The sequence below is a fragment of the Sphingopyxis sp. PET50 genome (assembly GCF_025244705.1).
Taxonomy (GTDB): domain Bacteria; phylum Pseudomonadota; class Alphaproteobacteria; order Sphingomonadales; family Sphingomonadaceae; genus Sphingopyxis.
The window spans coordinates 1,528,471-1,549,178 of sequence record NZ_CP104207.1 but is presented as its reverse complement, the minus strand read 5'-3'; the positions used below and the strand labels follow the sequence as shown (position 1 = coordinate 1,549,178).

19 protein-coding genes, 1 tRNA gene and 4 pseudogenes are annotated in these 20,708 nt (G+C 69.0%); 16 read left to right on the top strand and 8 right to left on the bottom strand.

The annotated features are described in order from the left end of the window. Positions 1-110: 110 nt before the first annotated feature. The 4 genes and pseudogenes from N0A20_RS20620 to N0A20_RS08120 all read left to right on the top strand — a co-directional run. Positions 111-395: pseudogene (locus N0A20_RS20620) on the top strand (toll/interleukin-1 receptor domain-containing protein); the annotation flags it as partial. A 322-nt stretch (positions 396-717) separates the two neighbouring features. Beyond that, positions 718-900 (top strand): annotated as a pseudogene (locus tag N0A20_RS20615) (hypothetical protein); the annotation flags it as partial. 157 nt (positions 901-1,057) lie between these two features. After that, positions 1,058-1,291, top strand: a complete 234-nt coding sequence (locus tag N0A20_RS20610) for a YARHG domain-containing protein (RefSeq protein WP_409574776.1) — start codon at positions 1,058-1,060, stop codon at positions 1,289-1,291. Beyond that, positions 1,288-3,069 (top strand): TRAFs-binding domain-containing protein, encoded by a 1,782-nt coding sequence (locus N0A20_RS08120; protein ID WP_409574775.1) that lies wholly within the window; start codon positions 1,288-1,290, stop codon positions 3,067-3,069. The genes N0A20_RS20610 and N0A20_RS08120 overlap by 4 nt, the downstream gene beginning before the upstream one ends. On the opposite strand, the gene N0A20_RS08115 is transcribed toward N0A20_RS08120, so the two are convergent. Continuing rightward, positions 3,066-4,355, bottom strand: a complete 1,290-nt coding sequence (locus N0A20_RS08115; protein WP_260583354.1) for an RsmB/NOP family class I SAM-dependent RNA methyltransferase — start codon at positions 4,353-4,355, stop codon at positions 3,066-3,068. The genes N0A20_RS08120 and N0A20_RS08115 overlap by 4 nt on opposite strands. A 43-nt stretch (positions 4,356-4,398) precedes the next feature. Between N0A20_RS08115 and N0A20_RS08110 the strand changes: the two genes are divergently transcribed. After that, on the top strand, positions 4,399-4,602 hold the full coding sequence (locus tag N0A20_RS08110) for a DUF1674 domain-containing protein (protein WP_260583352.1): 204 nt from the start codon (positions 4,399-4,401) through the stop codon (positions 4,600-4,602). Positions 4,603-4,647: 45 nt separating this feature from the next. On the opposite strand, the gene N0A20_RS08105 is transcribed toward N0A20_RS08110, so the two are convergent. Both N0A20_RS08105 and N0A20_RS08100 read right to left on the bottom strand, forming a co-directional pair. Then, a complete protein-coding gene (locus tag N0A20_RS08105; protein ID WP_260583350.1) occupies positions 4,648-5,424 on the bottom strand; it encodes a SapC family protein in 777 nt (258 codons plus the stop codon). 90 nt (positions 5,425-5,514) lie between these two features. Continuing rightward, a complete protein-coding gene (locus N0A20_RS08100) occupies positions 5,515-6,858 on the bottom strand; it encodes an FAD-binding oxidoreductase (RefSeq protein ID WP_260583349.1) in 1,344 nt (447 codons plus the stop codon). 270 nt (positions 6,859-7,128) lie between these two features. Here N0A20_RS08100 and N0A20_RS08095 point away from each other — a divergent pair, with 270 nt between their 5' ends. Then, entirely contained in the window at positions 7,129-7,653 is a 525-nt protein-coding gene (locus tag N0A20_RS08095) for a hypothetical protein (RefSeq protein WP_260583348.1), read from the top strand. Positions 7,654-7,767: 114 nt separating this feature from the next. After that, positions 7,768-9,133 (top strand): annotated as a pseudogene (locus tag N0A20_RS08090) (DEAD/DEAH box helicase). Positions 9,134-9,324: 191 nt separating this feature from the next. Here N0A20_RS08090 and N0A20_RS08085 read toward each other — a convergent pair. Then, positions 9,325-10,341: an NADP-dependent oxidoreductase gene (locus tag N0A20_RS08085; protein ID WP_260583866.1), complete on the bottom strand. Its 1,017-nt coding sequence runs from the start codon at positions 10,339-10,341 to the stop codon at positions 9,325-9,327. A gap of 89 nt (positions 10,342-10,430) precedes the next feature. Here N0A20_RS08085 and N0A20_RS08080 point away from each other — a divergent pair. After that, positions 10,431-10,506 (top strand) — tRNA-Ala (locus N0A20_RS08080). 57 nt (positions 10,507-10,563) lie between these two features. On the opposite strand, the gene N0A20_RS08075 is transcribed toward N0A20_RS08080, so the two are convergent. Beyond that, positions 10,564-11,163 carry a helix-turn-helix transcriptional regulator gene (locus tag N0A20_RS08075; RefSeq protein ID WP_260583347.1) on the bottom strand — a complete coding sequence of 200 codons (600 nt, stop codon included), beginning with the start codon at positions 11,161-11,163 and terminating at the stop codon, positions 10,564-10,566. 281 nt (positions 11,164-11,444) lie between these two features. Between N0A20_RS08075 and N0A20_RS08070 the strand changes: the two genes are divergently transcribed. The 8 genes and pseudogenes from N0A20_RS08070 to N0A20_RS08035 all read left to right on the top strand — a co-directional run bounded on the left by N0A20_RS08070 (position 11,445) and on the right by N0A20_RS08035 (position 17,442). After that, entirely contained in the window at positions 11,445-12,455 is a 1,011-nt protein-coding gene (locus tag N0A20_RS08070; protein WP_260583345.1) for a hypothetical protein, read from the top strand. A gap of 13 nt (positions 12,456-12,468) precedes the next feature. Next, a pseudogene (locus N0A20_RS20605) lies at positions 12,469-13,228 on the top strand (autotransporter outer membrane beta-barrel domain-containing protein). A gap of 46 nt (positions 13,229-13,274) precedes the next feature. Beyond that, entirely contained in the window at positions 13,275-13,559 is a 285-nt protein-coding gene (locus tag N0A20_RS08060) for a hypothetical protein (protein ID WP_260583344.1), read from the top strand. Positions 13,560-13,799: 240 nt separating this feature from the next. Next, positions 13,800-14,162: an outer membrane protein gene (locus N0A20_RS08055; RefSeq protein WP_260583343.1), complete on the top strand. Its 363-nt coding sequence runs from the start codon at positions 13,800-13,802 to the stop codon at positions 14,160-14,162. Positions 14,163-14,466: 304 nt separating this feature from the next. Beyond that, on the top strand, positions 14,467-15,981 hold the full coding sequence (locus tag N0A20_RS08050; RefSeq protein ID WP_260583342.1) for an autotransporter-associated beta strand repeat-containing protein: 1,515 nt from the start codon (positions 14,467-14,469) through the stop codon (positions 15,979-15,981). Positions 15,982-15,991: 10 nt separating this feature from the next. Continuing rightward, the gene (locus N0A20_RS08045) at positions 15,992-16,453 is read left to right on the top strand and encodes a hypothetical protein (protein ID WP_260583341.1); all 462 of its coding nucleotides are present in this window, start codon (positions 15,992-15,994) and stop codon (positions 16,451-16,453) included. Continuing rightward, positions 16,437-16,979, top strand: a complete 543-nt coding sequence (locus tag N0A20_RS08040) for a hypothetical protein (RefSeq protein ID WP_260583340.1) — start codon at positions 16,437-16,439, stop codon at positions 16,977-16,979. The genes N0A20_RS08045 and N0A20_RS08040 overlap by 17 nt, the downstream gene beginning before the upstream one ends. Next, positions 16,861-17,442: an autotransporter domain-containing protein gene (locus N0A20_RS08035; protein WP_260583865.1), complete on the top strand. Its 582-nt coding sequence runs from the start codon at positions 16,861-16,863 to the stop codon at positions 17,440-17,442. The genes N0A20_RS08040 and N0A20_RS08035 overlap by 119 nt, the downstream gene beginning before the upstream one ends. 32 nt (positions 17,443-17,474) lie before the next feature. Here N0A20_RS08035 and N0A20_RS08030 read toward each other — a convergent pair whose 3' ends face one another. From N0A20_RS08030 to N0A20_RS08020, 3 genes are read right to left on the bottom strand one after another with little or no spacing between them, the layout of a single operon-like run. Beyond that, positions 17,475-18,638 carry an acyl-CoA dehydrogenase family protein gene (locus N0A20_RS08030; RefSeq protein ID WP_260583339.1) on the bottom strand — a complete coding sequence of 388 codons (1,164 nt, stop codon included), beginning with the start codon at positions 18,636-18,638 and terminating at the stop codon, positions 17,475-17,477. Between the two features lie 19 nt (positions 18,639-18,657). Next, complete coding sequence (locus tag N0A20_RS08025) at positions 18,658-19,704, bottom strand: aspartyl/asparaginyl beta-hydroxylase domain-containing protein (RefSeq protein ID WP_260583336.1); 1,047 nt, start codon at positions 19,702-19,704, stop codon at positions 18,658-18,660. A 54-nt stretch (positions 19,705-19,758) separates the two neighbouring features. Beyond that, on the bottom strand, positions 19,759-20,661 hold the full coding sequence (locus N0A20_RS08020; protein WP_260583334.1) for a DUF4349 domain-containing protein: 903 nt from the start codon (positions 20,659-20,661) through the stop codon (positions 19,759-19,761). Positions 20,662-20,708 lie beyond the last annotated feature (47 nt).

Genomic DNA, 20,708 nt, shown 5'->3' with positions numbered 1-20,708 from the left:
AGCCTGCGTATCTCTCCCCTGAAGGGGAGAGAGCTGGGCCTTGCTCGGGGCTGGCAATCGCCGTTGCTCCCCGCTAGCCTTGCCCCACAAGAGGGGCTAGCCGATGGTCGATGTCTTCATTTCCTATTCGCGCGACAACAAGCCGCGTGTCGCCGAAATCGCCGCTGCGGTCGCCGCCGCGCGGCTATGAGGTGTGGTGGGACGCCGAACTGCCGCCGCATCGCAGCTATGGCGACGTGATCACCGAAAAGATCGGCATGGCGAAGGCGGCGATCGTCGTCTGGTCGCGGCAATCGGCGCAATCCGAATGGGTGCGCGCCGAGGCCGATGTCGCGCGCAACCAGAAAAAGCTGGTGCAGACGGCGATCGACGACGTCATGCCGCCGCTGCCATTCAACCAGATCCAGTTCGCCGAGCTGTCCGACTGGCACGGCGAGCCCGACCATCGCGGCTGGCGCAAGGTACTGATGAGCCTCGAGGAATTGTGCGGACGCGCGCCGCTGGCCGCGCCCGAAGCGGCGCCGCGACCGGCCCCTGCGCCGGCACAGGTGCCGTCGCCCGTTTCGCAGCCCGCGCCCGTGCCCCCGGCGTCCCGCTCGTCGCCGCTGCCCTGGATCATCGCCGCGGTCGCGATCCTCGGGGCGGCGCTCGCCTGGTGGCTCATGCAGCTCGGCGCCGACCGCGACGGCGGCGGGCGATGGCTCCGGTTCGGGCAGCATGGTCGCGGCCACCGGCGAGCAGCCGGCCGCCGATGCCGCCGCGCCCGCCGAGGCGTTCGTGCTCGCGGCGGTCATCGACGATCCCGACGGCTTTTCGAACATCCGCGCCGAGGCGTCGGCGCAGTCGGCGATCGTCGGCAAGGTGCTGGAGGGCGAGAAATTCCTGACCTATCGGCAGAACGGCAGCTGGTGGCGCGTGCGCAAGGGCGACGGAACCACGGGCTATATGGCGCGCCGGCTGATCCGCGTGCTCGACGGGCCGAACCCCGACCCGGCGCCGGGCGCGCCGGCGGGACCGATGCCGGCCGGGGTCGGCGGCAGCGGGGTCGTCATTCCCGATCTCGTCCGAGCGGCTCCTGTCGGCGGCCGAGCTGGCCAGTTACGGCGCGTCCGAACTGCGGATCGCGCGCAACGAGATATTCGCACGCCACGGCTTTCGCTTCAGCGATCCGGCCCTGCAAGCGCATTTCAGCCAGTTCGGCTGGTACAAGCCAGTCACCGACAATGTGCAGCTGTCGCCGATCGAAAAGGCGAATGTCGCGCTGCTGAAATCGGCCGAAGCGTCGCAATGACCGGGGCCGCGCCGGAGAGTGCGGACGCCGAGGCGGAGGTCACGCGCCGGCTGAAGCTCGGCGATGCGCTGAGCGCCTTCGATTGCGCGGCGGCGAGCCTGCGCGGGGGTGTGGACAGTCCGCGGCTGCGCTATCTGATGGTGCGGGCGCTGGCGGCGTCGGGCGACAGCCTGGGCGCGATGCACCTCTACAAGGAGCTGGGGCTGGAGGCGTCGGGCGATACCGACAGCCTCGCGCTGGCGGGCCGCATCTGGAAGGATCGCGCCTTCGACCATCCCGCCGGGGAGCGGCCGCCATGGCTGGAAAAGGCCGCCGCCGCCTATCATCATGCGTGGGAGGTGTCGGGCGACACCTTTCCCGCGATCAACGCGGCGAGCCTGTTCGCCCTGCTCGGCGAGCGCGAGCGGGCGGCCGCGCTGGCCGGGCCGATCGCGGCGGCGGGCGCGGCGGGGAATTATTGGGACGCGGCGACGCTGATCGAGGCCTTGCTGCTGCTCGGCCGCGGCGAGGAGGCGGTGCGCCACGCCCGCGCCGCCGATGGCATGGCGGGCGGCCACGCCGGCGACCGCGCCTCGACGTGCCGGCAGGTGCGGCGGCTGGCGGAGAGCGGCGCGATCGACGCGGCGCATGCGCGCGCGGTCGTCGACCTGCTGCGCCCGCCGCCGGTCGCGGTCTATTGCGGGCGCATGTTCCGCGCCGGGGGCGAAGGCGAGGCGGCGGCGGTCAGGGCCATTTCGGACGCGCTCGATGCCCAGCCGGTGTCGGCGCTGATCGGGCCGCTGGCGTGCGGCGCCGACATCATCTTTGCCGAACAGGCGATCGCGCGCGGCATCGACCTCACCATCATCCTGCCCTTTGCCGAAGAGGATTTTATCGCGCAGTCGGTGCGGTCGGGCGGCGAGGCGTGGGTCGCGCGCTACAAGAAATGCCGCGATGCCGCGGCGATGGTGCATTTCGCCAGCAACACCCGCTTCGTCAGCGACGATTGCCAGTTCATCCTGGGCTCGCACACCGCGATGGGACTCGCCAAACTGCGCGCGCACGAGATGGAGAGCGAGGCGATCCAGTTCGCGGTCGTCGACCCCGATGTCGCCGCACGGTCGGCCGATGCGATCGCGGGCACCAACGCCGACATCGGCCTGTGGCGACGCTATGGCGGCCGCACGGTGACGATCGCGGTGGGGGGACTCGACCGTTCGCTGGACTTTCCCCCGGCGCCCAAACCGCCGGAAGGGACGAAGCGCGGGCTCTACGCGATATTGTTCGCCGATTTCGCCGGCTTTTCAAAGCTTGGCGAGGCGGAGTTGCCGGTCTTTGCCCGCGAGGTGATGGGCGGGATCGGCGGGGTGCTCGACGAATTCGGCGAGGCGGTGCTGTTCCGCAACACCTGGGGCGATGCGGTCTATGCGATCATCTCCGACCCGGTGACCGCGGCGCGGATCGCGCTGGCGATGCAGGAAAAGCTCGACGTGCTGCCGCCCGGCCTGGGGCTGGAGGGCCATCAGGCGGGGATGCGCACCGGCATTCATTTCGGCCCCATCTATCGCGGCCAGGACCCGGTGGTCGGCAACGAGCTGTGGTACGGCACCGAGGTGACGCGCACCGCGCGGATCGAGCCGGTGACGCTGGTCGGGCAAATCTACTGCACCCAGCCGATGGCGGCGATGCTCGCGCTGGGCAACGCCGAGGACTTCGACTGCGACTATGTCGGCAAGGTCAAGCTCGCCAAGAATTACGGCGACCTCGCGCTCTATCGCCTGTCGCGGCGGACGGCTTAAGCCGCCCGGAACCGCGCGACGAAGAAGCCGTCGAGGCCTCCGGCATCGGCCAGCAGGCCGGGGAGGGTGCGGATGAAGCCGTCTTCGGTCGGCGCAATGCCCGCGGGCAGTTCGTCGGCGCGCGCCGGGTCGATCGTCCAGCCGGGGTGCGCGGTCAGGAAGGCGGCGACCTGCTCCTCGCCCTCGGCGGGTTCGAGCGAGCAGGTGGCGTAGACGAGCGTGCCGCCGGGCTTCACCCACTGCGCCGCGCGGGCGAGCAGTTCGGCCTGCAGCGCGGCCATATCGCCGATCTCGCGCGGGCCGATGCGATGGAGGACGTCGGGGTGGCGGCGGAAGATGCCGGTCGCCGAGCAGGGCGCGTCGAGCAGCACCGCGTCGGCGGGCTCGCCGGGCTGCCATTGGCGGATATCGCCCTGGACGACCGCCACCTCCAGTCCGGTGCGGTCCAGATCCTGTTCGAGCCGCGCGAGGCGCTTGGCGCTCGAATCGACCGCGAGCACCGACCAGCCGACGGCGGCAAGCTGCATCGTCTTGCCGCCGGGCGCTGCGCAGAGGTCGAGCACCGTGCGGCCCTCGCCAGCGCCAAGCAGCCGCGCGGGCAGGCTGGCGGCGAGATCCTGCACCCACCAGCCGCCTTCATCGAAGCCGGGCAGCGTCTCGATCGCCTGGCCGCGCGGCAGGCGCAGGTGGCGCGGTGCGAGCGATTGGCCGCCGTCCCAACCGGCGGCATCGGGTGCGGCGGCGAAGCTGAGATCGACCGGCGGCGCGGCGCTCCACGCGGCTTCGGCGGCTTCGATCATGGCGTCGCCCCAGGTCGCCGACCAGCGTTCGGCGGTCGCGGGGGGCAGGCCGGCGCGTTCGGGAAGCGTCCATTCCTCCTGCTGCGCGCGTGAGAGGATCGCGTGGACGAGGCGGCGCGGGCCGCCATCGACGAGTGGCAGCGCGGTCGAAACAACCGCGTGCGGCGAGGTCTTCAGCACCAGTAATTGCGCCAGCGCGAGGCGCAGAACGGCGCGCGACTTGACGTCGTCGGGCAGCGGCTGGGCGGTGGCGCCGTCGATCAGCCGGTCGAGGTCGGTCATCCAGCGCAGCGTTTCGGACACGATCGCGACGGCGAAGGCGCGGTCGGCGGCGGGCAGGCCCTGCGTCGCGGCGTGCGCGGCGATGTCGAGCGGATCGCCGCGGCGCAGCACGGCGTCGATCAGCCGCAACGCCGCGCGGCGCGTCGCGGTGCCGGGCGGGTCGGCCGCCGGCGATCCGCGGCGGCGGGGGCGTCGATCAGCCATGATGCTTGGCCTCTGGCATGAACATTCCTATATCGGGCGCACCATGACCGACGAACCCGCGACCATCGGCGGCACTCCGCGCGCCGCCAAGCGCCCCGCCCATGTGAAGGCGCCCGAGGGCTGGACCAACAGCCCGGTGCCCGCGCCCGCGCCGATCCGCGAGGATGCGGCGGAGGAACAGCCGGGCGGACGCAATCCCGTGCGCTATGGCGACTGGGAACTCAAGGGGCTGGCGATCGATTTCTGAACGCCGCGGCGGGCGCGGCTAGCCCCTGCCGACCGCGCGCCGTCCTCAGCCGATGGGGGTCGGCGAAGGCAGCGGCACCTTGCCAGTGCGGACCTGTTCGGCGAAGACTTCGCGCATCAGCTGCAGCGAAAACAGGTGCGCGAAGATAAGGCCGAGCATGCCGTTCTGCATCATCTTGCGCAGCACGTCGCCGCGCAGTTCGCGCAGCTTATTCTCGTCGATCATCTGGAAACCGCGATAGATGAAGGGCTTGTCGCTGCCTTCGGGCTGGATGCTGACTTCGCCGTCCATCAGCAGGTCGGCCTTTTTCAGCTCCTCCATGAACACGCCGGTGCGCTGGCCGGCTTCCTCGAAATTCTTGCAGAATTCGAGCACCGCCTTGGTCGGTTCGCTGGGTTCGGTACCCTCGAACAGCGCGTCGCCCTCGTCGAACTGGCCGACCGCGCCCGAGGTCGGGTCGAAGCACAGCGACAGCTCTTCGGTGTCGGGACGCAGCTTGGCGAGCAGGAAGGGATAGCGGCGGACATAGGCCGGGACATAGACCGGGTTGATGAGCTTGCCTTCGGCATCGACGAAAGTGTTGACGCCCTCGTTCAGGCCCATCAGCGCCAGCGGCACGGGGTTGTCGCCCGCCGAAAAGACGATCGGGAAAAAGCGGCTCGCCGACACGAACTCGTCCGAGGTCAGCGGCACCGCATGCTGGTCGATCAGGAACTCGGCCTTGTCGAGCGAGCGCGCGTGGAAATCGGCGTGGTCGACGCTCGAAAGCGGCACGAGGTCCTTGTAGAAGAGCGGCAGATTGGCGGCGGGCGCAGTGGCCATGATGGAACTCCGAAATGGGAACCCGCAAGGCGCGGGCAGAAACAGGCGATTGCGCGCCTTATTGGCCCGCGCGCCGCGACGCAAGGGGACTCAGGCTATCAGCTTGCCCGGATTGAACAGCCCGGCGGGGTCGAGCCCGGCCTTGATCGCGCGCAGGGCGGCGAGCCGGGCCGGGCTGTCGAGCTCGGCGAAGATATCGCGCTTCATCTGGCCGATGCCATGTTCGGCCGAGATCGAGCCGCCCAGTTCGATGACATGGCGATAGATCAGGCGGCTGGCATCCTCGCCATGCGCGGCGAGCCACGCGGGGCCGTCGCTGTCCGCGGGCGGCTGGACATGGTGATGGACGTTGCCGTCGCCGAGATGCCCGAAAGACAGCGCCCGTGCGCCGGGAAAGGCGGCGGCGAGCCGCGCCGGATTGTCGGCGATGAAGCGCGGCATCCGGTCGACGGGCACGCTGACGTCATGCTGGATCGCAGGCCCCTCGGCGCGCTCGGCTTCGGAAATCGAATCGCGCAGCCGCCAGAAATCATCGCTCTCGCGGTCGTTCTTGGCGATGACGACATCGTCGATGAGGCCGTTCTGGAGCGCGATCGCTAGCTGCGTTTCGAGCAGCGCGGGCAGGTCGTCCGCCTTGTCGCCCGCCAGTTCGACCAGCGCATACCAGGGGTGCGGCGCATTCAGCGGATGGCGCGTCTGCGGAATATGGCGCAGCACCGCGTCGAGGCAGCCGTGCGGGACGATCTCGAAACCTTCGAGCGGCGGGCCGATCGCCGCGTCGAGCTGGCGTAGCAGCAGCAACGCCTTGTCGGGCGACTCGAGCCCGATCCACGCGGTGCAGCGGTCCTCTGCGGCGGGGACGAGGCGCAGGCAGGCCGCGGTGACGATCCCCAGCGTCCCCTCCGCGCCGCACAGCAATTGTTTGAGGTCGTAGCCGCGATTGTCCTTCTTGAGCGGTGCCAGCCCGTCGAAGAGGCTGCCGTCGGGCAGCACCGCCTCGATCCCCGCGACCAGCGCGCGCATCGTGCCGTGGCGCAGCACCTGCGTCCCGCCGGCGTTGGTCGAAACGAGGCCGCCGATCGTCGCCGATCCCTTGCCGCCGAGCGTGAGCGGGAAGCGCAGCCCCTGTTCGAGGACGGCATTGTGAAAATTTTCCAGGATCACCCCGGCCTCGGCCACCGCGAACCCCGCGGCGGCGTCGAGCGACCGGATGCGGTTAAGCCGCCGGGTGCTCAGCAGCAACTGGTCGCCGCTGGCATCGGGCGTGGCGCCGCCCACCATGCCGCTGTTGCCTCCCTGCGGGACGATGGCGGCGCCCGCTTCGGCGCAGAGATGCACCACGGCGGCGGCCTCTTCGGTGGTCGCGGGCGACAGCATCGCGGCGGCGCGGCCGTGATATTTGCCGCGCCAGTCGGTCAGCCAGGGGGAGAGCACATCGTCGGCGGTCGCAAAACCCTTGGGGCCCAGCAGCGCGGCGAGCCGCGCCAGCAGGTTGGGCGAGGGGGGCGTGTCGTCACGGCCGCCGCCGTGCGAGGACAGGAGGGAATGCCAATTTGGGTCGACAACAGTTCATTTGCTGTTCAATCATCGCTGCTATTGGGGGGCCATGGACGAGCGCAACCCGCGCGTCCAGCCAGCATGGGTTCGGGAGCTACGGGTGGAACGATCTTTTTGTCAACGCGCCGAGGAGGCGACGGGCGCGCGGTGACGACGAGCTTTGTCCTTTTGCTGGCGGCCGCGGCGCCCGCGGCCGATGCCGAGCCGCCGGCCCAGCCGCCCCAACCGATCGCGGCGATGGTGCCCGTGCCCGAAGGCCCCGGCACGCCTTGGTTCCAGGTCGTCATCGAACAGCAGCTGATCATTCGTGTGCCCGCGCAGCGGTCGCAACTGACCAATTTTTCGGCCAGCCGCAACGAAGAGCCACGCAAACGCGAAGCGCCGATCGTCTGGCAGGAGAAAAAGGCGCCTAAATGCGTGGCGATGCGCAATATCATCGGCATGCAGGCGGTGCAGCGCGACAGCATCGACCTCATCACGCGGCAGAAGCAAAGGCTGCGTGCGCAGCTCAACCGCGGCTGCCGTGCGCTCGATTTCTATGCGGGCTTCTACATGAAAGAGAATAAGGACGGCCAGCTCTGCGAGGATCGCGACGAGATCCACGCTCGCACCGGCGCCAAATGCGAGATCGACAAGTTCCGCCTGATGGTCGCGGTACGCGACGAGGATTAATCGCGGTATTTCGCCAGCTTTTCTTGACTTTCCGTCATATGTTCCGCAAGGGCCGCCGCAGCGTCAGCCAGCGTGGGCGGCTGCGCCGTTCCACATTTCCGGACAAATGACCCTATGAAATTTGCCGACCTCGGCCTTTCCGACGAACTCCTGCGTGCCGTAACCGAAGCGGGCTATGACGAACCGACCGCGATTCAGGCGGGGGCGATCCCCTCTGTCCTGATGATGCGCGACATGATCGGCATCGCGCAGACGGGCACGGGCAAGACTGCCTCCTTCGTGCTGCCGATGATCGACATCCTCGCGCATGGCCGCGCCCGCGCGCGCATGCCGCGCTCGCTGATCCTCGAACCGACCCGCGAACTCGCCGCTCAGGTCGCGGAAAACTTCGAGAAATACGGCAAATATCACAAGCTCTCGATGGCGCTGCTGATCGGCGGCGTCCAGATGGGCGACCAGGTCAAGGCGCTCGAAAGGGGCGTGGACGTGCTCATCGCGACGCCGGGCCGGCTGATGGACCTGTTCGAGCGTGGCAAGATCCTGCTCACCGGCTGCAACCTGCTGGTGATCGACGAGGCCGACCGCATGCTCGACATGGGCTTCATCCCCGACATCGAGAATATCTGCACCAAGCTGCCCGCGAATCGCCAGACCCTGCTCTTCTCGGCGACGATGCCGGGGCCGATCAAGAAGCTGGCCGACAAATTCCTGTCGAACCCCAAGACCATCGAGGTTGCGCGCCCGGCGAGCCGCAACGAGAATATCGAGCAGTTCCTCGTCAAGACCAGCGAGCGCGGCAAGCGCGACACGCTGCGCGGGCTGATCGAGTCCGAAAAGGTCGGCACCGCGATCGTCTTCTGCAACCGCAAGACGACGGTGCGCGAGCTGGCGAAGGCGTTGCAGCGCGAAGGCTACAAGGCCGGCGAGATCCAGGGCGACATGGACCAGTCGAGCCGGACCGCCGAACTCGACCGGTTCAAGACCGGCGTGATCAATATCCTGGTGGCGTCCGACGTCGCCGCGCGCGGGCTCGACGTGAAGGGCGTGAGCCACGTCTTCAACTTCGACGCGCCGTGGCACCCCGACGACTATGTCCACCGCATCGGCCGCACCGGCCGCGCCGAGCGCGCAGGGGCGGGCCTTCACGCTGATCACCCCGTCGGACGACGAGGCGATCGACAATATCCAGAAGCTGACGGGCTATACGATCCCGGTCCATGGCGGCGCCAAGGCCGACGCCGCACCCGCGAAGGACGAGCCGCGCGAAGAACGCGAACCGCGGCGCGAGCGTGGCGCCCGCAAGCCGCGCGGCGAACCGAAGCGCACCGAAGCGGCGGCCGAAAAACCGGCGGCAAAGCCTGCGAAAAAGGCCGCCGACCGCAAGCCGGCACCCGCGAGACGCCAGCAGGACGACGACGGTCCGGACGACGGCTGGAACGGCCCGATGCCCGATTTCCTGTCGTTCGGCTTCGGCAGCTGACCCAAGCCCTCTCCCCTTCAGGGGAGAGGATAGCGCAGCTTGCTCCGCCAGGAGCTAGCGAAGCTTGGAGAGGGGCAAGGCCATCAGCGGTCGGAAACCCCTCTCAACTTCGGCTAACCAGCCCTTCGACAAGCTCAGGACTGGCAAGCCTGCGTATCTCTCCCCTGAAGGGGAGAGAGCGGAGCGTCAGCTCAAACCCGAACCAGCATCTTCCCCATATTCGCCCCTGCGAACAGTCCCAGAAAAGCCTCGGGCGCCGCCTCGATCCCCTCGTGCACCGTCTCGTGCATCGTCACCGCGCCGCTGGCGATCAGACCGCCCATGTCGGCGTAGAATTCCTCCATGCAGTCGAAGAACTGGTCGGTGTAGATGAAGCCTTCCATGCGGATGCGCGCCGGGATGGTGCGGATCAGGTATTTCATCTCCTGCGCGCGGCCGTCGTTGTAGACGTCGATCATCCCGCAGATCGCGAAGCGCGCGAAGTCGTTGGCGACCGCAAACGCCGCGTCGAGATGTTCGCCCCCGACATTGTCGAAATAGACGTCGATGCCGGGCTTGCCGAGCTTTTCCAGCGCTGCCGCGAGCTGCGGCAACACCGCCCCGGCCTTGTAGTCGATCACCGCGTCGGCACCCAAATCGTCGACCCAGGCGCATTTGCCGGCGCCGCCCGCCGAACCGATCACCGTCATTTCGCGCGCCTTGGCGATCTGCACCACCGCCGATCCGACCGCGCCCGCCGCCGCCGAGACGAAGACGGTGTCGCCGGGCTTCGCCGCCGCGACGCGCAGCAGGCCGATCCACGCGGTGCCGCCGGTCAGCCCCATATTGTGGAGGAAGGTCTGCGGCGACATCCCGGCGTCGAGCGCGGCGCGCGGCAGCTTGTTCGGCGCCATGTCGAGGCCGATGACCCCGCCGTCGCGCCAGCCGCCCATATGCAGGATCAGGTCGCCGGGGGTAAAGCCGTCCATCGCGCTCTCGACGACCTCGCCGATCGCGCCGCCGGTCATCGGCTGGCCGATCTGGAAGCTCGCCGCATAGCTTTTGGCGTCGTTCATCCGCCCGCGCATATAGGGATCGACCGACAGCCAGAGGTTCTTGACGCGGAGCTGGTCGGGCTGGAGCGGGGTATCGGGAAGGTCGCGCAGCGCGAAATTGTCCATCGTCGGCAGTCCCGTCGTACGGCTGGTCAGGTGCCACGCTCGCGCCATCATATCCCCCTCAATCCTTGCTAAGCCGTCCGATCGTCACAAAAGCCGTTGCCAGTGCCAGCGAGTGCCGTTAAGAGCCGCCCGGTCGCGGGGCCGTAGCTCAGATGGGAGAGCGCTGCAATCGCACTGCAGAGGTCAGGGGTTCGATTCCCCTCGGCTCCACCAGCGACCCTTCTCCAGCTACCGCCTCGGCTCCCGCTCCCCGATTCTCCTCCCGATATCCTAAATCAGCCGCCGCGCCGCCATGCGCGCCACGGCCTGGGCGCGGGTGACGGCGCCCAGCTTCCGGCGAGCATTGTCGACATGAAAGCGCGCTGTCGCCTCGGAGACGCCGAAGATCACCGAAATCTCCCAATCGGTCTTGCCGTCGGCGACGAGCGCCAGCGCATCGCGCTCGCGCGCGGTGAGCGCCAGCGCGTCGTCGGCCGGAGAGCCGGCGAGGTCGATCAGCCGCTCGGTCAGCATCAGCCCCGCAAGCTGGAAGGCGCGCGCTTCCTTCTCGGCGATGTCGCGCTCGGGAAAGCCGAGATGCAGTGAGGCGATCAGCCCACCCTCGCCATAGGAGGTGGCGCACAGCGCCTCGCCGATCCCCGCCTCGCCCAGCGCGTCCCAATAGGCGCCATAATCGCTGCGCGCATGGGGCGCGAATTCGCCGAAGCGGTAGCGCGTGCGCCCCTCGCGGATCGGGGCGAGCAGCGGGTTGCAGGTGAAGCAGACATAATCGAACGCCGCGCTGCCCTCCCAGCCCATGCGGGCGTAGCGCGCCACGAAGCCCCCGGCCGCCCAATGGCTGGCGCTGGTCAGCGCCGCCGGGGGCCGCACGATAGAGCCGTGTCTGCTGATAGCTGGCCCCCATCGCGGACGCCGCGGCATAGAAACGCGCGCTCGCCGCCTCGGCCGTGTCGGCCGCGAGCGCGTCTTCGGCAAGGGACAGGATGGCGGCGGGCAAGGCGGAAGTATCTCCCCCAAAGGACGCGCGGCAGAAGATCACAACTCGCGATTCGCGGCAAGGATCCATGTCAACCTCCCGGAACCGGGAGGTTACGCCCTATCCGGCGGCAGTTAGACTGCCGGTGCGGGAGGACATGATGCGATTCAGACACTTGGCGGCAGCGACGGCATCCCTGGCGGCATCGGCTGCCGCCGTCGCCGGCCCTGCCCACGCGCAGAGCGCACCGCCGCCGCTGACCGAAGGGCCGGTGCTGGTGGACGCCGGCGGCACCCCGCGGCCGACGACCTTGCTCGGCTCGGAGCGGGATCTCGACATCCCGTTCACCGACCTCGAAGACATTCAGCCGGTCTATGTGAATTCGCTCGGCGAAACCGGGATTATCACCGCGAGTGCGCCGGGCAGGAACGCGGACGGGCTCAACGACGATATCGCGCGCTACGGCTTCGACACGGGCCAGCTCATCCCGCCCGGGATACAGCCCGGCTTTGTTCTGCTCACCACCACCACCACCTTCTCCTACAGTGTGACCGAGAGCGTCGTGACCCGGGAGACGCGGGTCGGCGGCGGGGTGACGGCGCAGGTCCGGGTCGCCGGGCTCGGCACGCCGCTCGCCTCGGCCACGGCCGACACCGCCGCCGCGGCGCAGGCGCTGGCCATGGGCCAGACTTCCCTCGCCGGCCTGCGGGGGCGCATCCTGCCCCCGGTCGTCGGCAGCACGGGCGTCACCGAAAGCGTCAGCGAGACCCGCAGCTCGGCGATCACCGGCCGGGACACCTATGCCTTGGCGGGGTTCGGGAATTTTACCGGGATAAACATCGTCGGCAATCTCGGCATGTGCGACCGGCCGCTCGGCACCTGCCAAGGCGGCGTCACTTACGACGTTCCGGAAACGAATGTGGTAAATGTCGACTTTCACGTCTTCCAGGACCTCTACGTCACCACCACGATCGAGCGGCTGATCACCGCGACCGGCACGGTGACGCTCGACATCCCGCTCGCCGCCTATGGTCGCGCGCATCCGGCGGCGCAGGTCGTCGGCTTCGGCCAGTCGGACCGCTTCCTCGGCCGCCTGCTCGCGCAGGGCGCGGCGGCGCTCGGCGACGGTCGGGACCGGGCGGACGCGGCTGTTCGTCGAGGGCGACCGCAGCTTCGGCCATTATGACGCACGAGGTGCGGTGAGGCGCTCGACGCAGGACTTTACCGGCCTGCGCGGCGGCGTGGTGACCGAGGTCGGCGGCGACCTCTCGCTCGGCCTCGCCATCGAGGGCGGTCACTGGGAGTGGGAGCTGGAGGACGCGCTGCTCCCCGAGCAGGCCGAGGGCTCGGCCTTCCGCGGCGGCGCCTTCGCCAACTGGACGCCGGGCGGCTGGCGAGTGAGCGCGGCGGCCTTCCTGGGGCGGCAGGAGGTGGACACGAAGGCCAGCTCCACCGCCGGCTGCCGGGACGTCCACCGCCTCCTATCATGCTACGCTCTACGGCGCGGGCATCGAGGCGGGCTATCCGATCGAGGCGGGGGCAGTGACGGTGACGCCGAGCGCCGACGTCACCTGGCTCGGCTGGCACGCGCCGCACGGTGGACGAGGCAGGCGGGCTCGCTCCCCTGTCGGTCGACCCGTCACGCGCCATCAATTCCGTCCCTCGCTCGGCCTGTCGGTCGAGGGCGGCGGCGGGCCGTTCCGGCTCGGCGTCAGGGGCAGGGCTTATGCGGTGGCGGGCGACCGGCGCGGGTTCGTGACCGCCGACGACGGCGGCCTGTCCGCGCCCGGCAGCTTCGGCATCGCCGGCTCGGCCGAGGGCCGCTGGGGCGGGGAGGGCGGCGCCTATGCCGCCTTCACCATCGCTCCCAACGCCGCGATCAGCGCGAGCTGGTCCAGCCGTTTCACCGGCAATTCGACCAGCCATTCGGGCGAGATCGGCATCAGGATCGCCTTCTAGCCGGGGCTTCATGAACAGGCGCGGATTTTTGGAGGGAGAAGGGGCGATGCGACATTTCTGGAAGGCGGCGGCTGGTGCGACGGCGAGCGCTATCTTCCTCGCGGCCGCGCCGGTAGCCGCGCAGGAGGGCGGCGACTGGTCCGGCTTCTATGCCGGAGTGGAAGGGGGCGGCGTGCGCGAGCGCTTCTCAGTGCGGGCCGACGATCAGCTGCTCCAATATACGAACATCGATCCGCCGGGCGCGCAGCCCATCTCAATCGTCCCCGCCACACTGGCGCCCCTGGCCGCGCGGGGGCGCGACACGTCGCTCCTCTATGGCGGTGTGGCCTAGCTTTCAGTTCCAGTCGGATCGGGCGGTGTTCGGAATCGAGGGCGACGTGCGCGCGGGCGGATCGTCCGTGGCCGCGACATCGACCGTGCAGATTCCGCTCACCATCCTCGCCCCCGCCTCCAGCGTGACGCTCGGGCGCGAGGCAAAGACGCGTTATCAATGGTCGCTACGCGCGCGCGTCGGCTATGATGCCGGCTGCTACCATGGTCTATGCGACCGGCGGCCTCGCCGGCTGCTCATGTGCGGCTGCGCGCGGACAACAGCTACACGATCCCGGCGGGCAATGCGGGCACCCCGGCCCAGGCCTTCCCGGCGCAGGGCCCCTTCCTGGTGACCGCGCGGGAGACGCGGGACCTGCTCGGCTGGACCGCCGGGATTGGCGTGGAGCAGCGCGTCGGGGCCCATCTGCGGCTCGGCCTGGAGGCGCGGTACAGCGACTACGGGTCGAAGACCTTCGACCTCGCCGATGCGACGCAAAGCAATGCTGGCCCGGCCGCGCCCGCGCCGTTCACGGCGGTGACCGGGGAGGGCGCCTATCCGGGGCCGACGCGCGTGCGCCTTACAGCCGCCTCGCTGGCGGTGCGGGCAACCTTCGCATTCTGAGTCAGGGGCGCGGCGCCCTGGGGTGGTAAAAGGGGACGGAGCATGGGTAAGCGGGCATATCGCACGGCGGCGCTGCTGGGCGCCACGGCAGGGATTTTCGCGGCCGCGCCGGCTTGGGCGCAATGCGCGACGACCACGGCGGACGACGTAACGACGCTCGACTGCGTCGGCGACACGGTCACGACAGACGATTTCAACAACAACGGCAACAGCCCGTCGACGACGGCTTCTCTGCAGACCTTCAGCAACAGGATCGACGCGACGATCGGCGCCGAGCGCGACGGTCCGCGGCTATGGCCTGTACGTGCGCGGCACGGGCGGCAATCCGGTCACCGTCACCAACAACGGCACGGTGTCGAACACATCGGGCGCGACCGATACCAGCGTGCTGGTCCACGGCCTTGTCGTCGAGGGCAATGGCGGCCTCGTCACCTATCGCGGCAACGGCAGCGCCGCGACCAATGCCACGCCGCCGGCAGCATCGCCGGCCTACGGCGTGATCATGACGAACGCCAACGGCGGCGGCATCGACATCGGGTCGGCGGCGGCGCCGGTCACCGGCGTCTTCAGCGGCCAAGGCGGTTTCAACGTCCGCGCCGAGACGGGCGGCCCGATCAACGCCTGGTTCCATGGCGGCACGTTTACCTCCACCCAGGCCTCAGCCGGGGCGCTCCGGCTGTTCACGCGGGACAACATCAACCTGGTGATGACCGGGGGCTCGGTGCTGACCGGGGAACTGAGGGTCCAGGTCCTGCCCAATGCGCCGGCGACCGCCGCCGCGACGATCACCACCGATGCGCGCATCACCCAGACGCTCGGCCCGGCCATGACGGTCGCGGGCGGCCGGGGCGGCACCGACGTGACGATCGCGGCGGGCGCCGCGATCACCGGGCAGGCGAGCGGCCTGTCGATGTTCCAGGACGGGGGCGTGATGCGCCTGACCACGGCGGCGGGCTCGACGATAAGGGGGAACGACGCTATCGGCATCGGCGTCCAGCTCCAGCCCGACGCGGGTTCGGTGATCGCGGACATTGCGGGCGATGTCAGCGGGAGCGGCGGGCTGTTCCTCGTGCCCGCCGACGGCAATGTCGACGTGACGATCCGCGAAGGCGCGACCGTCACCGGCACCGATGTGGGCGTCACCGTCCAGCGGCTGCCGGGCGGAACCGGGGTCGTCGACATCCTCAACCTCGGCACGATCAGTTCGGCGAACACCGCCGCCGACTTCGACGGCACCCTCAGGATCGGCAATGGCGGCACGGCGGGCACGATCAGCGGCGACATCGCCAATCGCGGCACCCTGATCTTCAACCGGTCGGACGCGCTGACCTATGGCGGCAGAATTTCCGGCACGGGCGCGCTGACCAAGCAAGGGGCGGGCACGCTAACCCTGACCGGCGCCAGCACCTATAGCGGCGCGACCCATGTCGCGGCGGGCACTTTGCTGGTCAACGGATCGCTGGCCAGCGCCGTCACGGTGGCGGGCGGCGCCACGCTCGGCGGCGCGGGCAGCGTCGGGACGAGCACCGTCAACGGCACGCTGTCGCCCGGCGGCGATGGCACGATCGGGACGCTGACGGTCAATGGCAATCTGGTCTTCGGCGCCGGCAGCAGCTTCCGGGTCGATGTCGGCAACGGGAGCAACGACCGGGTCAACGTCACCGGCACGGCGAGCCTCGCCGGCAGCCTGACCGCCATCGCGATCAACGGCGGCTTCACCAGCGGCACCTTCACCTTGCTCAACGCCGCCGAGCGGCATCAGCGGCACGTTCAACCCGCTGACCAGCCAGCCCGACGCGCCGGTCAGCCTGCGCTATGACGCCAACAACGTGTATCTGGATATCGCTTCGGGCGGCTCCACGACCTTCTCGATTTCGCAGACCCAGAGCCTCGTCTTCAACCCGGCGACGACGACCACCACCAACGTCACCAATTATTCGACCCAGATCATCGGTCGCCTGCTCGGCGGCGCGCCGCTCTACGACCAAACTTTTGCGGTCGCCTTTGCCGATCCGGCGGCGCAGGCCGGCGTCGTCGCCGCGCGCGCCGCCATCACCACGGCCGCGCGGGCCGGGCGTCATCATTGGCGCGCCGGTGCTGACCGCCTCGTCCACCAACACCTCATCATCGAGCACCACGACCTACTCGCTCGCCGACACCCAGACGACCGACACGACAGTCATCACCTTCGGCGCGGAAACGATCGCCACCGGCCAGCTTTCCACCTGCAACGTTGGAGGGTTGCCGGGGACCACACGTCCGACCTGTCAGGATTTGCCCGGCACACCTAATAATGTCGCGGTCGGCGATATTAACTTCAACACCATCACCAACACGGAATATACGATCGACCAGACCACCGAGACCACCAACACCACGACGATCTCGGAGCAATATACGCTGACCGGCCAGGTCGTCGCAGTGGGGACGATCCATGCGGAGGTGCAATCGGGCCTGTTCGACCTCGGCGGGCGGCTGCTCGGGCGGTTGGGCCGCATCGAGGCGGGCAATGCCGGCTGGGGCGAATTCTATGGCTTCCGGGTCAACCAGCGCGGGCGGCGCGACGCCTGGGGTTTCGCCGGGGGAGTCGGCGTGGCGGTGGCGCCCGGCGTCACGCTGGCCGCGGGGGTCGACCATGGCCAGGCTCGACATCGACGTCCCCGGCGCGCTCGAGACCGGCGAGGTCACCCTGACCCAGCTGGGCGCGGTGCTGCGCTTCGACAGCGGACCGTTCAGCGCATCGCTCGCCGCGGTCCACGGCTTCGGCGATGCCGGGACACGGCGCACGATCATCGGAGTGTCCGATGCCGATTATGACGTGCGCCTGACCGGCGTCGCGCTCGACGCAGGTTATGCCGTCGAGACGGGGGGCTGGACGCTGCGTCCGGGTGTCGGGCTCGACTATGTCCGCCTGACGACCGACGCTTTCGTCGAAACCGACGCCCTCGGTCTCGCGGCCGCGAAGGAAAAGGCCGATCGCGCGCGTGCCTCGGCCGGTGTCGAAATCGGGCGCGATTTCGGCGGCTTCTCGCTCGCCGCGCATGCCCGCTATCTCGCGGTGCTCGACGGCCGCGAGCGCAGCCTGCCGGTCGCCTTCGCCATCGCGCCGGGCCGCATCCTCGAGATGAGCGGCGCGCGCGAGCCCGACGGCGCGCTGCTGGGCGCGCGCCTGGCCATCCCGCTGGCGCCCCGCGCCCGGCTCTCGTTCGGCTATGACGGCCGGTTCGGCAACGGCTATACCGCGCACGCCGGCAGCATCGGGCTCAACATCGCCCTGTAGCGGCGGGCACCCGGCGGAGTAGGCTCCACATCTTATCCGGCGTAGTCGCGAATCATGTTCTTCGCGATGACTAGCTGCTGAATCTGCGTGGTCCCTTCATAAATGCGGTAAATGCGGCAGTCGCGATAGAAGCGTTCGGCGAGATATTCCTTGAGATATCCCGCGCCGCCGTGGATCTGGACGACGCGGTCGGCGACGCGGCCGCACATTTCGCTGGCGAACATCTTGGTGGCGGCGGCCTCGACGAGGATCTTCTCGCCGCGGTCGGCGCGCGCGCAGGCGTCGGTCAGCATGCATTCGGCGGCATAGATTTCGGCCTTGCTGTCGGCGAGCATCGCCTGGATCAGCTGGAAGTTCGCGATCGGTTCGCCGAACGCCTTGCGCTCCATCGCATATTGGAGGCCCGCGTCGAGCATCCGCTTGGCATAGCCGACGCTCGCCGCGGCGACCGAGAGGCGGCCGTTGTCGAGGCTCTGCATCGCGGCGCGAAAGCCGATGCCTTCCTGTCCGCCGAGCAGCGCGTCGCCGTCGACATGCACATCCTCCAGGATCACATCGGCGATCTGCGAGCCCGCTTGGCCCATCTTGCCGTCGGGCTTGCCGATCGACACGCCCGGCGCATCGCGGGGGACGAGGAAGGCGCTGACATGCGCGTTCTTGGGCAGCGCCTCGGCGTTGGTGCGCGCCATCACGAGGATGACGTCGGCGAAGGGGGCGTTGGTGATGTAGCGCTTGGTGCCGTTCAGCACATAGCCGTTGCCGTCACGCACCGCGCGCGTCTTCATCGCCGCGCTGTCCGACCCGCTGTCGGGCTCGGTCAGGCCGAAGGCGGCGATGGTGCCGGTTGCCAGCTTCGGCAGCCATTCGGCCTTCTGCGCCTCGGTCCCGAAACCGAGCAAGGATTTGCACACCATGCCGATGTTGATCGACACGATCGAGCGATAGGCGGGCGAGGCGTAGGCGATCTCCTTGATGAAATTGACGTACTGGCTGACGTTCATGCTGGCGCCGCCATATTCGGGGGGCATGGTGATGCCGAACAGCCCCATGTCGCGCATTTCGGCGAGGATATCGTCGGGAACGCGGCCCAGTTCCTCGAGTTGGTCCTCGGCGGGGATCAGCCGCTCGCGGACATAGCGCTGCAACTGCTCGATGAAGGCGTCATAGATGTCGGCGTCCATTCCCGGGTTGGTCATCGTCTTTCCTCTTTCGCTGTCATTCGGAATAGCTGTCGATGGCGGAGAAGATCCGCGTCAACTGCGCGCGCTCGTCGGCGCCGATGTCGGGGCGCCAGATTTCGAACAGCATCACCGTGCGGTCGCTCGTCCCGCGGTTCCAGGCCTCATGTTCGAAACTGTCGTCGAAGATCATCAGTTCGCCCTCGCGCCACTCCCGCGTTTCGGCGCCGACGCGCAGGCCGCAGCCGTCGGGCACGATCAGCGGCAGGTGACAGATCAGCCGCGTGTTAAGCATGCCGTGGTGCGGCTGGATATGCGTGCCGGGCGTGAGCCGCGAAAAGAGCGCCAGCGGCGCGCGTCCCGGAATCACCGGCTGCGGCGCATGAGTCAGCGCGGCCAGCGCCTGCGGACACAGCGCCTCCATGCCCCCGGCGATTTCGCCGTCCTTCCACAGCCATGCCGCGCCCCAGTCGTGCTTGTCGAGCAAGGGGTTGTTCGGGGGAGGGCGGTCGGGGCTGGCGGTGACATAGGGGCCGAAACGGTCGGCGGCCGCCGCGATCAGGCTTTCCAGCTCGGCACGGATCGCCGCGGTCGCGGCCTCGACTTCCGGTGCCCAATCGAACTCCGCGCGCTCGAAAAAGGCGCGTTGCGCCAGACCCGGGAAATAGAACATGCTCGGCTGTTGCAGATAGAGCGCCTGTTCGCCCGCGAGCAGGCGCAGCGCCTCGGCCACGCGCGGGGTGGCGCCCGCCGCGTCGATCCCGGCATTCCGCAACTGCCCGAGCAGATGGTCGGCGAACGCCTTTTCGGTCGCGGCGAGAAAGGCCTCGGCGCGTTGCAGTCCCGGATGCAGCGCGAGCGGCACATTCCGCGCCTGCGCCGCGGTGCTGAGCGCGAGGCGATAGAAGCTCCCCGCCGCGCGGTCATCGGCCTGCCGCCGCTTGAGCTCGGCCATCGCGAGGATCGCGGCGATATTGCCGCGGTCGGCGCGGATCGCGCCGTCGAGCGCCGCCGCCTCGGCACCGTCATCGCCGCGGCGATGGGCGTCGCGCGCCTGGTCCAGCCATGATGCCTGCCCCGTCATGGCCATCGCCATAATGCGGCAGGGCAGCTTTGCAAGCGACGCCCATGCGCTGCGTCAGCTCGTCGGAGCCTCCGGCGCGGGCTTGCCGCCAAGGCGGCGGCGCAGCGCGACGACCGCATTGCTGCGCCAGATCAGCACGAGCAGCCCGATCAGCAGCGCCCAGGGCAGCACCGCGGCGCCGAGCGTCAGCACGAAGGAGAGGGCGGTGCCACCGCTGAACATCAGCGTCTCGCCCGCGTCGGCGAAGGGATTCTTGTGCCCGATCCCCGGCAGGCCGCCCGATCCGACATAGTTGAAGACCACGCTTGTCGTCGCGATCCGCGCCTCGCCGTCGCGGCGGGTCTGGCGTTCCTCGCCGAGCTGGCCCTTGAGCGCCGAAATCTGCTCCAGGATTTCGGCGCGCTCATTCCTGTCGAGCCCGCCGGCCTTCAACCGCGCTTCGAGCCGTTCGATCTCGGCGGCGGCCCCGGCGCTGCGCGTCTGCGAGGCGTCGATCTGGCTGCCGACATCCTCCCCCGCGACCGTGGCATCGGCCAGCACGCCCTCGGCCTTTTCTACGCTGGCGATCGCGTCGGCGCCGAAGCGGCGCGCGATGCCGGGGTCGAGCTTGAACTGCGTCTGCGCCTCGACGCGCTTCTCGTCGTTGAGCTGGTAGCGGACGTCGACGATGCGGCAGCGCGCGGTTCCGAGCATTTCGCACGCTTCGGCATGTTCCTGCTGGACTTTGGAGATGATCGCGTCGTCGAGGCTGAAGGAATAGCTGTAATCGAAGGCGACACCCGGGGCAGAGGAGATGGAAACGCCGGGCACTTCTTCGTCGGTCGATCGCGCGGCGGGGGCGGCGACTTCCGCGGCGGCCTCGGCGGTGGGGGAGGAAGATGCGGATTCGTCGGCCTGCTTTTCGCTACAGCCGACCAGGGCGAGCGCCATCGCGCCCGCTAAGAGCTTCTTTTTCATTGAAGATTCTCCCAAATCGCGACTCGATAGCCGCGTGGGATGACATA